The sequence below is a fragment of the Rhodococcus sp. IEGM 1302 genome (genome assembly GCF_030056935.1).
Classification (GTDB): domain Bacteria; phylum Actinomycetota; class Actinomycetes; order Mycobacteriales; family Mycobacteriaceae; genus Rhodococcus_F; species Rhodococcus_F qingshengii.
The window spans coordinates 117,640-134,433 of record NZ_JASHKY010000004.1; the positions used below are offsets into that span (position 1 = coordinate 117,640).

Consider the following 16,794-nt stretch of genomic DNA (forward strand, 5'->3'; position numbering starts at 1 on the left):
GGGAGCGCACCTTCACGTTCCTGGGTAGCCTACCCTAAACTTGCGAGGGTGTTCGTCGTTCGATGAGCATGAACGACGATGATCGGATTCTTGATGTCTGACCACTCTCAGGTAGCTCACCCGGCGGTATCGGGCGGTGCCGATCTGGACGCAGCGCTCCCGGCGACGGCCGCTCAGCGTGAGGTGTGGGTTGCTCAGAACGTCGATCCGAGCAGTCCGGTCTACAACATCGGACTTGTCGTCGAGGTCGACGGCACGATCGACATCGAGCGCGCGGCAGCGGCGATCGAGGCCAGCGTCGGACGCGTCGAAGCGCTGTTCGTGCACTTCGAGGTCGATGCCGACAACCAGCTGATCCAGGTGCCGATTCCGGATGCGCGCTGGGACGTGGAAATTCTCGACCTTCGGGCCGAGGCGGATCCCGATTCGACTGCGCAGTCGTGGATGGACACCGACATGGCTCGGGTCTTCGGTCCGGACGATCTGCTGTTCCGGCAGGTGCTTCTGCTGACCGCTGACGACCGAGTCATCTGGTATCAGCGCTATCACCACAGCGTGGTCGACGGGTACGGCATCTCGCTCATCGTCGCCGACGTCGCCGAGCGATACGACGATCCGAATCTCGGGACTGCCGCGCCGCAGTGGTCACTCGACGCCGTGGTTGCAGCCGATCTGGATTACCGGAACTCTCCGCGATTCCAGACCGACCGTCAGTACTGGGCCGAGCGCGTTGAATCCGGACCGGAAGCGACGCGGATTCTGCATGGGCAGGTGGATGATTCGCTGCCGCCGATCTCAGCGATGCTCACGCTCGACGCTGATCGCGCGGCACAGCTCTATCGCTATGCGGCCGACGCCGGGATTCGACGAACTCGTCTCCCCATGGCCGCGCTGATCGCGTACATTGCGCGGACCACGGGACAGCACGACGTTGTCGTCTCGGTACCGATGGCCGCTCGGGTGGGGCGCGACATGCGTCGCACTCCTTCGATGGCGTCGACGATTTTGCCGCTGAGTATTCGGGTAGAACGCTCGGAAAGCATCGGCCAGTTGGCAACTCGTCTCGACACCGCCCTGGTCTCGATTCTCAAGCACGGGCGGTACCGAGGTGAGGATCTTGCTCGCGACATTCGGGCGATCGATCCCGACCGTCAGGTCTTCGGCCCCGGCATCAACTCGATGATGTTCGAACACACACTCACCTTCGGCGGATGCCCGGTGCGCGTGCGTAATTCGGTAACCGGTCGAGTCAGTGACCTGGATCTGAGTGTGCGCGGTGGTCAGGACGGGGAGCCGATCGAGATCGACGTCCGCGCCCCGGCCGGATTCGACAGGGAGTTGGCCGATCACACCGCGAGAATCGAACAGTTCCTCGATCGATTCGTAGCCGAGCCGCAGCTTCCGATCTCGGCACTCGACCCCATGTCGCTCGCGGAGAGAGAACTCGTGCTCCACGGGTGGAACGACACCGCAGAGCCGCAGCCAATCACGACGGTGCCGGATTTGTTGCGCAGCAGCTTCTCTGCCGATCGGGGCGCTGTCGCCGTGGTCGACGGCGACGTCCGGCTGACCTACGGCGAACTCGAAAGTCGGGTATCACAGCTCGCCGCGCACTTGATCTCTCGCGGTGTCGCGACCGAAACCGTTGTGGCGATCGGGCTTCCGAGATCCGCCGAGATGGTGGTGGGGTTGTTGGCCGTCATGTGTGCCGGTGGTGCCTTCGTTCCGCTGGATCCGTCATGGCCTGCCGAACGCCGCGAATCGGTACTTGCCGACGCGGGCGCCACACTGGTGCTCACCTCGGACGGTGTAGACGACTTCGTTCCGGTCGATCTCTCCGCGTGGGCGTACGAGGACGGGCCCTCGGACCTGTCCGAGACAATGACCTCCGACATTCGTATTCACGGTGCCCAACTCGCATACGTCATCTTCACGTCCGGTTCGACCGGACGTCCGAAGGGCGCCATGATCCGCCACGAGGCAATCTGCGCAAGGTTGCTGTGGCAACGGGAGCGGATTCTCGGGTTCGGGTCCGGCGATGCCTCCTTGTTCAAAGCCCCACTCTCGTTCGACATCTCGATCAACGAGATCCTGCTCCCGCTCGTCTCCGGCGGTCGATTGGTGATCGCGAAGCCCGAGGGGGAACGCGACCCGCAATACCTGCTCGACCTGATCGCCGGAGAATCGGTCACCTTCGTCTACCTGGTCTCGTCCATGCTCGACATACTGCTGGACCTGGCGAACGAGACCGATCAGCTAGATTCGTTGAAGCACGTGTGGTGCGGCGGTGAGGTTCTCACGCCTGAACTCTTCGACCGGTTCCGTGCCCAACTGTCCACGACGCTGTATCACGGCTACGGGCCGGCAGAAGCGACCATCGGTGTCTCCCATGTGATCTACCGAGAGGACGCGGAACGAATCGCGACCTCCATCGGGCGGCCGAACCCCAACACTCGCCTGTACGTGTTGGACGGCGACCTGCAGCCGGTTCCGATCGGCACCGGCGGCGAACTCTACGCCGCGGGCTTCCTGCTGGGACGCGGATACGTCGGCGCGTCGGCACTGACCGCATCTCGTTTTGTCGCGGATCCCTTCGTCTCAGGTGATCTGGCCGGATCCCGGATGTACCGCACCGGTGACTTGGCCCGATGGGCCCCGGACGGCACCCTCGACTTCCTCGGACGCACGGACAATCAGGTGAAGATTCGTGGCATGCGCCTGGAACTCGAGGATGTCGAAGCCGCCGTGATTTCGCACCCCGCAGTGCGTCACGTGGCAGTTCTGGTGCGCCAAGCACCAACCGGTGCAAAGTATCTCGCCGCCTACGTGAGCGCAGCGTCGGGGACGAACCTCGCGATCGACTCACGTGAGCTTCGCGAGTGGGCTGCGAGCAAGCTGCCCGACTACATGGTCCCGACCACCGTCACCGTCCTCGACAAGTTTCCGCTCACGGCAAACGGCAAACTCGACCGTCGCGCGCTACCCGAGCCCGATCTCGCCGAACTGAGTGCACATGTCGCTGCGAGAAACGAAGTCGAACAACAGTTCTGCACGTTGATCGCGTCGGCAGTCGGCCTCGATTCGGTCGGCGTTACCGACGACTTCTTTGCACTGGGCGGCGACAGCATCGTCGCGATCTCACTCGTGACCGCGGCTCGTGCTGCCGGTTTGTCGATCAGTCCTCGCGAGGTGTTCCAACTGCGCACCGCCGAGGCTATGGCGCGTGCCCAGTCCTCCCGAGTGGCTGAGATCGTCGACCACGCGGACCAACCGATCGGCCACGTAGCCACGACGCCGATTGCCGCCAAGGTTCTCGGAGTGTCGGACGCAGTACGAACCTTCCACCAGCGAGCGCTGATTCAGACCCCGTCAGCTTTGACCTCCGAGCACGCCGAGTCGGCGCTCGACGCCCTGGTGGCGCGCCACGATGCACTTCGTGCGACGTTGACTTCCGAAGGAACGCTGCTTGTTCCGGAGACAAACGAAGCGGCTGTGGTCTTCGAGACCCGTGCACTACCGGCACCGCTCGAAGAATGCGGACCGCTGATCGTCGCCGAGACCGAGCGAGCTGTCGGCCGTCTGAATCCAGCCGACGGCACGATGGTCAGCGCTGTTCTGTTCCGCCCTGTGACCGGTCCCGGACGGCTGTTGCTTGTCATCCACCACGCGGTGGTCGACGGCGTCTCGTGGCGCATCATCCTCGAGGACCTCGCGCGCGCCGGCATCGCAGCGATGAATGGCGACGAACCCGCACTCGCTCCGGTCGGCACGTCGGTGCGAAGGTACGCCGAACTCGTCTCGGAGGCGGTCGGAGCCGGGCGACTGGACTCGGAAATCGAGTTCTGGGACTCGGTGACGTCCGCACAACGGGCATCTCTCGGCCGTCGGGCACTCGACCCGGCAGTTGACCTCGCGCGCACCGCTGCGGCGCGGTCGATCACCCTACCTCCAGAACTTGCAGATCAGCTGTTGGGCAGTGTCCCACGGGCGTTCGGAGCCGATGTGAGCGAAGTGCTGGTCACCGCACTTGCCGTGGCGCTGACCCGTTGGAGCGGTGCCGGATCGGTGACGATCGACCTGGAGGGGCACGGACGCGACGAGGACATCGTTCGCGGTGACGGCGATGCGCACGTCGACCTGACTCGTACCGTCGGATGGTTCACCACAGTGTTTCCGGTGGCGCTCGAGATCGGTACAGCCGCTCCGGATCTCGACGCGAGCGGCGAGTTGGCGGGGGTTCTCAAGAGCGTCAAGGAGCAACTTCGACGGGTCCCGAACGCCGGCTTCGGGTACGGAGCATTGCGATACCTCGGCGGCTCGGATCAGTTGCGTAGTTTCGCAGCGCCGGAGGTGGTGCTCAACTATCTGGGACGCACTGCCGCAGCGGAGGGGGACTGGTTCCCGGTGTCGATGGACGGTGCTGCCGATCCGTCCATGCCGATGGGTCACGCGTTGTCTGTCGACGTCGTAGCCGAGGACGCCGCCGGTGGACCACGCCTGCGAGCCACCCTGACCTGGGCGTCGAACATCTTCCTGCGTAGCGATATCGACAAGTTTGCGCGGTTGTGGCTGGACTCGCTCGAGGCCGTGTCCGGGCTCGCAGCCTTCGGCGGAGCCACACCCTCGGACTACCCTCTGGTGGCGCTCGCTCAGGCAGACGTGGACGGGTTACCGAAGGCTGAAGAGATTCTCCCACTCACTCCGCTGCAGGAAGGGATCTACTTCCATTCGGCGTTTGCCGATCCGGGGGCCGATCAGTATGTCGTGCAACAGGTTGTGGAACTGACCGGAGCCGTGGACAGTGCGGCGCTGCACCGCGCGCTGCAATCCGTCGTCGATCGGCATGAGGCGCTGCGCACCGGATTCTCGGTCCTGGGTGACGGCCGGGTCGTGCAGGTGGTGCACCCGAGCGCTGTCGTGGAGATGGCGGTAGTCGAGGTGGCCGGCGCCGATGTCGATGAACTGCTTTCCGCCGACCGCGCGCGCGGGTTCGACCTGGCGCAACCGCCGCTCGTCCGTTACACGCTTGTCCGTGCCTCTTCGGAGAAGTACCTTCTGCTGCAGTCGATTCACCATGCGGTCGCAGACGGATGGTCGGTTCCGGTGATGCTGCGGGAGCTGATGGCGTCGTACAGCGTTGGCGACTCCGGCGTGGTGCTCCCGACTCCGGCGCCGTACCGCAGCTATCTCGAATGGTTGGCCCGCCACGATCACGAGGCCTCGGCAGCGGTGTGGAGAGAAGCGCTGAACTCTCCCGGGCCCGCGGTCGAACTTCCCGCGCCGAGCGCGGGCAGCAGCGGCGTCTGTGCCACCCGAGTCGAGCTGTCCGACAGTGATACTCGCGCACTGGCGATCAACGGACGCTCCCATGGCCTGACGCTGAGCACGCTCGTGCACGGCGCCTGGGGGCTGGTGCTCGGCCGAATGACCGGCCGAACAGACGTGCTGTTCGGATCGACCGTATCGGGACGCGGTGGAGACCTGCCCGGGATCGAGTCCATGGTGGGCTTGTTCATCAACACCGTGCCGGCTCGGTTGCGGTTCGATCCGGCAGAGACAGCCGCGCAAGCGCTTTCCCGTTGGCAGAGGGAACAATCGGAACTACTCGACCATCAGTACCTGGGGTTACCCGAACTGCGACGGACCGGCGGACTGGAGCAGGACTTCGAATCACTCGTAGTGTTCGAGAACTATCCACTCGGTGACACGGCAATCGCTGATCCGACGAACTCGGTGCGACTGACGGGAATTCGATTCGACGAGCGACCGGCCTACCCGTTGACCCTGATCGTCGTCCCCGGCGATCGATTGGCGTTGGAGCTCAAGTACGACGCTGCTCAGGTGGACGGCGACGCCGCTGCGTCGCTGGCCGAAACTCTCGCAGTCGTACTCACCGAGCTCTCGCGCGATCTCGATCAGGTCATCGGCCGGATCGCGCTGGCACCCGCACAGCCGGGGAGCGTCGGCACGGCCTTGGATCGGCCGCGCGCAACGCTGACCGAGCTGCTGAAGGATCAAGCCGGGCGTACGCCCGAAGCCACCGCAGTGATCTTCCGTGAAGAGTCGTTGACCTACGCCGAACTTCACTCTCGCGCTGATCGTTTTGCGCATCTGCTGCGCGAACGTGGCGTCGGACGCGAATCGTTGGTAGCGGTGGCCTTGCCTCGCTCTCTTGATCTGATGGTCGCGATACTCGGCATCGGGAAGGCCGGGGGAGCATACGTTCCCCTCGACACCGGCTACCCGGCGGAGCGGCTGACGTACATGCTGGGTGACGCCGATCCTGTGTGCGTCGTGGTGTCGGAAGATTCTTCACTCGATTCGGGTTCGGTTCCGCGGGTGACGGTATCGGAGTCGGCGCAGTTCCCCGCCGATCCGCTGAGTGTCCCAGGATCGCCCGCGGATGCCGCGTACATGATCTACACTTCGGGTTCGACCGGTCGCCCCAAAGGCGTTGTGGTCAACCACGAGGGTGTGGTCAACCGATTGCTCTGGGCACAGCAGATACGTCCGATGGACGTCTCCGACCGGATGCTGCAGAAGACCCCGTCGAGCTTCGACGTCTCCGTTCCCGAATTCTTCTGGCCGTTCCTGGTGGGGGCAACTCTCGTGATGGCCGAGCCGGACGGGCACAAGGACCCTGGCTATCTGGCCGACGTCATCGTCGAACATTCCGTGACCCGAGTGCATTTTGTTCCGTCGATGCTCGACGTGTTTCTCGCGGAGCCGAAAGCAGCACTGTGCTCTTCGCTCCAGATCGTCAACTGCAGCGGTGAGGCACTGCCCGTTCACGTTGCACGCAAGGTCGCCGAGATCCTGCCGAATACTCTGGTGGACAACCTCTACGGCCCCACCGAGGCCGCCGTCGACGTCAGTTGGCAACCGTCGGTGCAGGAAACTCCGGCAGACGCCGTCAGCGTCCCGATCGGCGCACCTGCCGCCAACACCGGCCTGTTGGTTCTCGATCCCTACCTGCAGAACGTCCCGGCCGGTGCCACCGGTGAGCTCTATCTGGCAGGGCCACAACTGGCGCGTGGTTACCACGGACGTGGGGGATTGACCTCCGAACGATTCGTGGCGAATCCGTACAGCGACGGCGGCTCGCGGATGTACCGGACCGGTGACATCGTGCGGTGGAATGCCGACGGCGTTTTCGAGTACCTCGGCCGTGCCGACGAGCAGGTGAAGGTTCGTGGATTCCGAATCGAACTCGGCGAAATCGAAGCGCAATTGGCGCTGTGCCCCGGAGTCACGGCAAGTGCCGTGATCGTCCGAACCGACGGTCCGAGCAACCGCGCACAGGTGGTCGCCTACCTGGTCGGAGATGCTGATGATGTTGCGGTTCGAGCTCAGTTGTTGTCAGTGCTACCGGAGTTCATGGTGCCAAGTGCCTTCGTGCGGCTCGAGTCGCTGCCGCTGAGCCCGAGTGGCAAGCTCGACCGAAAAGCACTACCTGCACCGGATTTTGCGGCACAGGTGGGCGACTTGACGGGAGTGGTTTCCTCGGGCGTTGCAGACCTCCTCGCCGGGCATTTCGCGACGGTTCTCGGACTGCCCCGTGTCGGGGTGCGCGACGATTTCTTCACTCTCGGCGGCGACAGTATCCTGGCGATCCGACTGGTCAACCTGGCTCGTCGTGATTCGGTAGTGCTGACCCCGCGTCAGATCTTCGAATTGCGCACTCCCGCTGCGATCGCTGCAGCGGTGGGTGATGTCGCCACCTCGGATGCCACCGTCACGGCCGACATCGGCGTGGGTGAGCTGGTTCCGCTGCCGGTGGTTCACCGCTTGTCCGAATGGACGGGTGGTACCGACCGCTTCAACCAGGCAGTTCTGATCCACTCTCCGGCAACATCTCTCGGTTCGATCACCAGTGCGTTGCAGGCAGTGCTCGATCACCACGACGGGCTTCGCCAAACCTTGATCCGACACGACCGCGGCATGTGGTCGGCGCGGGTCGAGGAACCCGGCAGTGTCCGTGCAGCGGACGTGGTCGCCCGAGTCGACGCGCAAGGACTGGACGACGGCGAGTTGCGAACGCTCATTGCGGAGCACTCCGAAGCAGCGACCAGTCGATTGGATCCGTCTGCAGGGCGTATGGTCTCGGTGGTCTGGTTCGATTGTGGCGCGGAGAATCTGGGCCGGCTCGCGATCGTCGCCCATCACCTGGTCGTGGACGGGGTTTCCTGGGGAACCCTGCTCGAGGATCTCGCGATGGCCTGGGTGGCGGTCGAAGCCGGAGAGTCCGCCGCACTGGATGCCGTCGGAACTTCGCTGCGCACCTTCTCCCGCACTGTGGCCGAACACGCCCACAGTGCCCATCGATTTGCCGAACTCGATCACTGGCTGACCGTGACCGCTCCGGGCGCGCAGTTGATCCCCGATGCCGCGGGCTATGCCGTCGTATCCGGGGGCTCGAGGCGGACGGTCACCGTGGACGGAGCAATCTCCGAGGCAGCACTTGGATCGGTTGCGGCAATGGTGGGTGCCGAGGGGACGGATGTTCTGTTGGCAGCGCTGACGATGTCGGTCGATCGCTGGCGCCGCTCCACCGGCCGCAGTGAGCACGAACTGCTGGTCGATCTGGAACGGCACGGCCGCGAGGAGTTGGTGGCGGGCATCGATCTGTCGCGAACAGTCGGCTGGTTCACCACGATTGCCCCGATGCGGCTGCACGGCGGAATCGACCCGGTGGACACGCTACGCGAGGTGAAGGAGAGCCTGCGGGCGGCTCCGGACGGCGGTATCGGCTACGGGATGCTGCGATACGTGAATGCCCGCACGGCATCGACATTGGCGGGGCGCTCCGAATCTCAGATCCTGTTCAACTATCTCGGACGTACGACGACAGCTGGATCGACAGCATGGTCCTTGGCAGCGGAATCCGAAGCCTTGTCCACCGATCCCGACGCAGACATGGGAGGCCCGTACCGACTGATCGTGAATGTCGTCAGCGTGGATTCGGGGCTCCGCGCCGAGTTTGCCTGGGCAAGTGAAGATTTGTCCGAGGAGGACGCGCAGTCACTCTCCGACGGCTGGGTTTCGGCCCTCGGCGATCTGGCGGCTGCGGCCGCGCGTCACGCCGGGCCTCCCATTCTGACCCCGTCCGATGTGACGTTGCTCGACCTGAGTCAGACCGAGATCGACGCGATAGCCGATGCGAGTCCGGCAGGTGTCAGCAGCATCCTCCCACTCTCACCGTTGCAGGAAGGCCTGTACTTCCAAGCCGGCTACGCGGGCAGCAGCGACAGCAGCAGTGGTGGGGACATCTACACGGCACAGTTCTCGATGGACTTCGGGCACACCCTCGATGTCGACAGGTTGGCTGCGGCCGCCCGGACACTTCAACGACGAAATCCCACGTTGCGAGCGGGTTTCGTGAGCGAAGGGCTGAACGAGCCGGTGCAGTTCTTCAGCGCTGGACTCGATGTTCCGGTCGTCGTCCACGATCTCCGTGAACTCGACGTCTCGGTTGCTCGTGAGCGTGCCGAGGCCGTCGCCGCCCAAGACCGAGTGACGCCATTCGACCTGACCGCGCCGCCGCTGTGGCGTATGAGTGTGCTGCATCTGCCCGGCGGCCAGGATCGTCTGGTGATCAACAGGCAGTTCCTGCTGTGGGACGGCTGGTCCAACGGCCTTGTCGTCAGTCAGCTTCTGGCGCTTTACGATACCGGCGGCGACGACAGCGCATTCGGCGAACCCGAGGGGTCGTTCGAGACATACCTCGCCTGGTTGGCCGATCGCGACGGTGCAGCCGCCGACGAGGGGTGGCGCGGAGCGCTCGCAGGACTCGAGGAGCCGACGCTTGTTGCCGAGCCGATGCCCGGCGTCGAAGTTCAGCTTCCGGATCGCCGCGATGCGGTTCTGTCGGAAACGCTTTCGCGTGCGTTGCGTGAGCGCGCTGCCGCGTCCGGCGTCACGTTCAACACGGTACTGAATGCAGCGCTGGCCCTCGTGCTGGCGTCGGCCACCGGTCGACAGGACGTCGTCTTCGGCTCCACGGTTGCCGGACGGCCACCGGAGGTACCGGGAATCGACACCGTGGTGGGAATGTTCCTCAACACCGTTCCCGTTCGGCTGCAACTGGATCCGAACGAGAGCGTCGAGGAACTTCTTCGTCGGACACAGGCGGATCGACTTTCGCTGATGCCTTTCGACTACCTCGGTCTGGCATCGATCCAGCGTGTTTCCGAGCATCGTCAACTCTTCGACGTGCTGATGGTCCTGCAGAACTTCGTGGACGAGAGGCAAGTCCACGCGCTCAACGCCGCTCACGACGTGAGTGGAAGCGACAGTATCGATCACACGCACTATCCGCTGACCGTCGTGGTCACACCGGGTGCCACCGTCAACGTCAAGTTCGAGTTCCATCCGCATCTGGTGACCGCGCGCCGGGCCGAGGACCTACTGCGTCACTTCGTCGACCTGCTGCAGAGTTGGTCGCAGGACATGGCGGGATCGGTTGTTGCGTCTCCGGTTCCCGCAGTAGCGCAGCAGACGCAGATCCGGGAGTTGCCGGAGCGCACCATTGCCGACCTGTTCGAAGAAGTCGCGTCGGCGCAACCGAACGACACGGCACTCGTGTTCGGGAAGCGCCGGATGACCTACGCCGATCTCGACGGCGAGATCAACCGGATGGCGCGGTTGCTGATCAATTGCGGCGCCGGCCCGGAAAAGATTGTCGCTCTTGGCCTACCACGTTCGGTGGACATGGTCGTCGCGCTCTTCGCGGTATTGCGCACGGGTGCTGCCTACCTACCCCTCGAACTCGACCATCCGGCCGAACGGTTGGCCGTGATGATCGACGACGCGGATCCTGTCGTGTTGCTGACAACCGTTTCGGCCTCACCGAGGTTCGAAGGAGCCGACGTCCGCACTATCGTGATCGACGAACCAGATACAGCAGCAAGGAGACTGACGATCTCGGCGCGGGCACTCTCCGCGTCGGAACTCGGAGCATTCGCTCCGGGGGCACCGCATCGACTCGACCACCCCGCGTACGTCATCTACACCTCCGGTTCGACCGGCAAGCCCAAGGGCGTGGTCACCGGTTACCGCGGCTTGACGAACATGCAGTTCAACCACCGCGAGGCGATTTTCGAACCCGTGATCGCCGCGGCGGGCCGGCGCCTGCGGATCGCGCACACCGTGTCCTTCGCCTTCGACATGTCGTGGGAGGAACTTCTGTGGCTCGTGGAAGGCCACGAGGTGCACATTTGCGACGAGGATCTGCGTCGTGATGCCGAGGCACTCGTTGCATACTGCGACGCACTGGACATCGACGTCGTCAACGTGACACCGACCTACGCGACGCACCTGATCGACAGCGGGCTTCTCGACGACGGTGTGGGACACCACCGCCCGCCGTTGGTCCTGCTCGGCGGTGAAGCCGTTCCGGATTCGGTGTGGAACAGGCTGCGCGACACCGAGGGAACCGGGGGCTACAACCTCTACGGTCCGACGGAATACACGATCAACACGCTCGGTGGCGGAACGTTCGACAGCGACACCCCGACCGTCGGCAAACCGATCTGGAACACCGCCGCGCATATTCTCGACGGCTGGCTGCGTCCGGTCCCCGATGGAGTTGCCGGCGAACTGTACATTGCCGGAGCCGGTTTGGCTCGCGGCTACCTCGGACGCTTCGCGCTCACGTCCGAGCGCTTCGTCGCAGATCCGGCTGGGACCGGAGGACGTATGTACCGCACCGGGGATCTCGTGCGGCGACGCGGTGACGGCAACCTGGACTTCCTCGGCCGCACCGACGATCAGGTGAAGATCAGAGGTCACCGCATCGAGCCGAGCGAAATCGTCTCCGTTCTCGAATCCGATGAACATGTGCGGCAAGCGGCAGTGGTGGTCGACGTCGGGGCAGGTGGAGTCAAGAGGCTCGTCGGCTACGTGACACCCGTGCGACTCGGCGCCGGGCACGACTACCGCGCGCAGGCGCGAGTTCTCCTACCCGACTACATGGTTCCGGCCGTGGTGATCGAGGTGGAGACACTACCGATGACCGTCAACGGCAAGCTCGACGTCAAGGCACTGCCCACCGCCGATTCGGTGCTGGGGGAGCGGAGTGGGGAGTCGATCGCACCGCGTAACCACACGGAAGAGGTCCTCTGCGACCTCTTCTCCGACGTACTCGATGTGGACGATATCGGGGTCGACGACAACTTCTTCGACCTCGGTGGGCACTCGCTTCTGGCCACCAAACTGATCAGTCGAGCTCGGATCGCCCTTCCGAACAGTCTGACCATGCGTGATCTCTTCGAAGCGCCGACCGTCGCGGAACTCGCGGAACGCATTGTGGCCGAGCAGGGATCGACTCGACCGATGCTGGTAGCGAAGCCGCGGCCGGACCACCTTCCACTTTCTGCCGCTCAACAGCGTTTGTGGCTGATCGGACAGATGGAAGAGAACTCCGCGGCCTACAACTTCCCGATCGTGCTCCGCTTGGACAGTGCATTGGACGCGGACGTCTTCGCCGCGGCGCTGGGCGACGTCGTTGAACGACACGAATCCCTGCGTACGGTGTTCCGGTTGGTGGACGGATCGCCGGAGCAGATAATTCTCGAATCGGCGACGATTCCGGTCGAGACAGTTCATCGAGACGAATCCGGTGTCGCCGGTGAAATTGCCGTGGCAGCGGGTCGTCCGTTCGACCTGTCTGACGAGATTCCGATCCGCGCACGTCTGATCCGGGTGGACGGTGCCGAGGTGGACGGTGCCGTAGTGGTCGTGATCGTCCTGCATCACATCACTACGGACGAATGGTCCGATCGGCCATTCCTGCGCGATCTGATGTCGGCATACTCCTCTCGGATCCAGGGCGAAGATCCAATTTTCGAACCGCTTCCGGTTCAGTACGCGGATTACACTCTGTGGCAACGGGAATTGTTGGGCAGCCCTGAAGATCCGTCGAGCATCCTGAGCACGCAGTTGGACTTCTGGGCGAAGAGTTTGGACGGAGCCCCCGAAGAACTGCTGCTTCCCACCGACCGGAGTCGACCGGCCAGACCGAGTTTCTCCGGTGGTGCAGTGGTGACACGGTTGGGCGTGGAGACAACTGCTGCACTGCGAGATCTGGCGCGCGAGAGCCGGAGTTCGATGTTCATGGTTCTGCACGCGGCGTCGGCGGCGTTGCTGACTGCGCTCGGAGCGGGTGAGGACCTTCCCCTCGGCGCTCCCGTCGCCGGACGTAGTGAGCAGGGACTCGACGAACTGGTCGGCTTCTTCGTCAATACGATTGTGCTGCGCACGGATACGTCAGGTAACCCGACGTTCCGGGAGTTGGTGGATCGCGTTCGTGAGAGAGACCTCGAGGCCTTCGCCAACGCCGACGTTCCCTTCGAAACTGTGGTGGAACGCCTCAATCCGTCGCGTACTTTGGCACGCAACCCGCTGTTCCAAGTCATGGTCGGCTATCACAGCCGCGAGGAGATGGGAGGGGATCCGTTCGAACTCGAGGAGTACACAGCCAAGTTCGATCTGGTGTTCAACTTCACCGAGTACCTAGGCGACGAAGGCTGCATCGACGTCCGACTCGAATACGGCAGCGACCTCTTCGATCGCGAAACAGCACAGCGAATTTCGAACCGATTGGAATCGGTGATCGCGGCAGTCGTGGAATCGGCCGACATCGAGATCGGCGACATCGACATCTTCTTGCCAGGCGAACTCGAGCAAGTTGTCACCTCGTTCAACGACACCGCCGTCGACGTGCCGGAAGAGACGTTCTACGACGCTTTCGCGCGTGGGGTCGCTGCTACGCCCGAGGCGATTGCGGTGCGCGACGAGGCGGGGCAGGCCACGTACCGCGAACTCTCCGAGCAGTGTGATCGGATCGCCGGCGTGCTGTATCGCCGCGGAGTGTCGGTCGAAGACGTGGTGGGGCTTGCCGTCCCGCGCTCGGTGGAAATGGTCGCGTCGGTCCTCGCCGTGCTCAAGCTGGGGGCCGCGTATCTACCCCTGGATTTGAGTCACCCGAGCGAGCGCATCACATACATGCTCACCGATTCCCGCGCCTCGGTACTTCTGTCCACTGCGGAGGAAAGCTCGCGGATCGAGGATGTGGTCGGCGTCGAGCGAATCCTCCTGGACGATCCGCTGATCCGTGCGGAACTGGACGAGGCAGTGATCGTCGAAACTCCCCGGCCACCAGTTGGCGTCAGCCACGCTGCCTATGTCATCTACACCTCGGGATCGACCGGCAAGCCGAAGGGAGCCGTCCTCTCCCATGACGGTATTCCGAGTCTTGTTGCCACAGCCGAGGTTCGGATGCGACTGGTACCGGGTTCGGTGGTGATGCAGTTCGCTTCGGTCGGCTTCGACGTCGCGGTATTCGAGCTGGCGATGGCACTGTGCACGAGCAGCACCCTGGTGATCGTGCCGCAGAATGCACGAGTTGCCGGTCCGGCGCTGACCGATTTCATGACGAGCAATCGTGTCACCCACGCGATCATCCCTCCCTCGTTGCTGGCCGCTCTGCCGGCAGGATGTGAAGTGCCGCAGGGCTGCACCGTGTTGGTCGGAACCGAGACGGTGCCACCGGAGCTGATCGGGCGATGGGCGGAGCGGCTGAATTTGCTTGCCGCGTACGGACTCACCGAAGCCACGGTGAACAACACACTGTGGCAGGCGGAACCCGGTTGGAACGGTCCCGTGCCCATCGGAATCCCTGACCCCAACGAACAGGCGTACGTGCTCGACGATCAACTGCGTCCGGTTCCGCCGGGAGTATCCGGCGAGCTGTACATCGCGGGACGCGGCCTGGCGAGAGGCTATCTGGGCCGATTCGATCTGACGGCACAGAGATTCATCGCCGATCCCTTCACCGCGGGCGATCGCATGTATCGCACCGGGGACCGCGCGCGGTGGCGCTCTGACGGGAACATCGACTTCCTCGGCCGCGTCGACGATCAGGTCAAGATCCGCGGTTTCCGAATCGAGTTGGGCGAAATCATCGGAGCTCTCAGTGCTCATCCTTCGGTGAAGCAGGCAACGGTCGTCGCGGATCGGCAGGGCGAAATCACGCGCCTGGTCGGTTACGTGTCACCGGAACCCGGTGTCGTCGTCGACACGACGGCAGTGCGGAACCTCGCGGCACTGTCGTTGCCCGACTACATGGTTCCGACCATGGTTGTCGCCCTTGACGGTCCGCTGCCGTTGACGCCCAACGGAAAGCTCGACCGCAAGTCGTTGCCCACTCCGGACTGGTCGGAGCTGGCGGGTGATGTTGCTCCTCGCACGGCAGTGGAGTCCACGGTTGCGGCTGCGTTCGCGGAAATCCTGCAGCTACCGAGCGTCGGAGTCCACGACAGTTTCTTCGAACTCGGCGGCCATTCGATGGCTTCGATGAAACTGGTCGGTCGCATTCGGGAAGCGTTCGGCGTGGACGTCAGTATTCGAGACGTATTCGACGCGCCGAGTGTTGCGGAGTTGGCGGCCGTCGTCGCGCGTTCGGAAGGTAGGCGGCCGATCCTGGCGCCGGCGGTGAAACGTCCCGAGACGATGGGTCTGTCTGCGCCGCAACGTCGTCAATGGGAGTTGTTCCGCGCGTCCGGCGCGCAACCGCAAGCAAGCCACGCTCTGGCGCTGACCCTGAAATCGAAGATCGATCCGGAGATTCTCGGGCACGCCTTGGACGATGTCACTTCGCGGCACGAACCCCTGCGGACCACCTTCGTCGAGGTCGACGGCATCGTCGTGGCAAGAGAATCGGTGCGTCCGACTGTCGATGTGGTCGATGTCGGCGCCGGCGATGTGGGTCGAGTGGTGTTCGAACTGGCTCAACTTCCGATGGATCTGCGTGAGCAATCACCGTTGCGGGTTCATCTGGTGCTCGGTGAAGACGGCTCTAGGACACTGCTTCTCGTCATGCACTACATCGCCGTCGACGAGTGGTCAGTAGTGCCGCTGTTGGGAGATCTGGTCTCTGCTTATGCAGCCCGGTCGCAGGGAGATCAACCGGTTTGGGACGAGCTTGCATTGACGTACGCCGATTACACCGTGTGGTCGGACGAGCTGTTGGGAGACCCCCGAGACGTCGACAGCCGTGCGTCGAAGCAACTTGCATATTGGCGGGATGCGCTCGACGGAATACCGACCAGTGTGAATCTTCCGTTGCCGGAAGGTGACTCGGAGCCTCGAGGTGACGTGATCGCCGTCGACATCGACGCGGGTCTGCACGCCGGAATCGACGCCCTGGCTGCGCGCACCGGCACGAGTATGTTCATGGTCCTGCAGGCCGCACTGGCCAGCGTTCTCACGAAGGCCGGCGCGGGTACTGATCTTCCCATCGGTTCATTGGTTGCGGGCAGGTCGGATCCCCGTCTCGAACCGATGATCGGATCGTTCTTCAATGTTGTTCTCCTGCGCACGGATACGTCCGGTAGTCCGACGTTTGCAGACTTGCTGGCTCGCATCCGGGAAAACAATCTGGAAGCGCTGAGCAATCAGGACGTCTCATATGTGTATGTCGAGCAGGCGCTGGGTAATCCGGCGTCCATGAGGCCTCAGGTGATGGTGATCCATCATCAACAGGCCGATTTGGACGGGCTCGGCGACTTCGGTTCTCTCGTACCGATTCCGGTGGGAGTGCCCGAGGCAGATGTGACGTTGAGTTTTTACGAGCCGGTGGGCGATGGGCCTGTCTTTGCAACTCTCGGGTTCCGTGCCGACCGCGTCGATGCGGGTGCAGTCCGCGTATGGGCAGGTCAATTGGTCGACGTGATCGAGGCTGCAGTCGCCGCCGAAGGGGATGACGCGAGCGAGGGGGCAAAACTATGACATACG

At 63.6% G+C, this 16,794-nt stretch carries 1 protein-coding gene; it reads left to right on the forward strand.

Translation table 11 applies throughout. The annotated features are described in order from the left end of the window. Positions 1–78: 78 nt before the first annotated feature. Positions 79–16,788: an amino acid adenylation domain-containing protein gene (locus QM609_RS09750; protein ID WP_502942715.1), complete on the forward strand. Its 16,710-nt coding sequence runs from the start codon at positions 79–81 to the stop codon at positions 16,786–16,788. Positions 16,789–16,794: the final 6 nt, after the last annotated feature.

Excerpts from the sequence above, each read along its gene's own strand:
- QM609_RS09750 (WP_502942715.1), top strand. The coding sequence starts at position 79 with ATGATCGGATTCTTGATGTCTGACCACTCTCAGGTAGCTCACCCGGCG.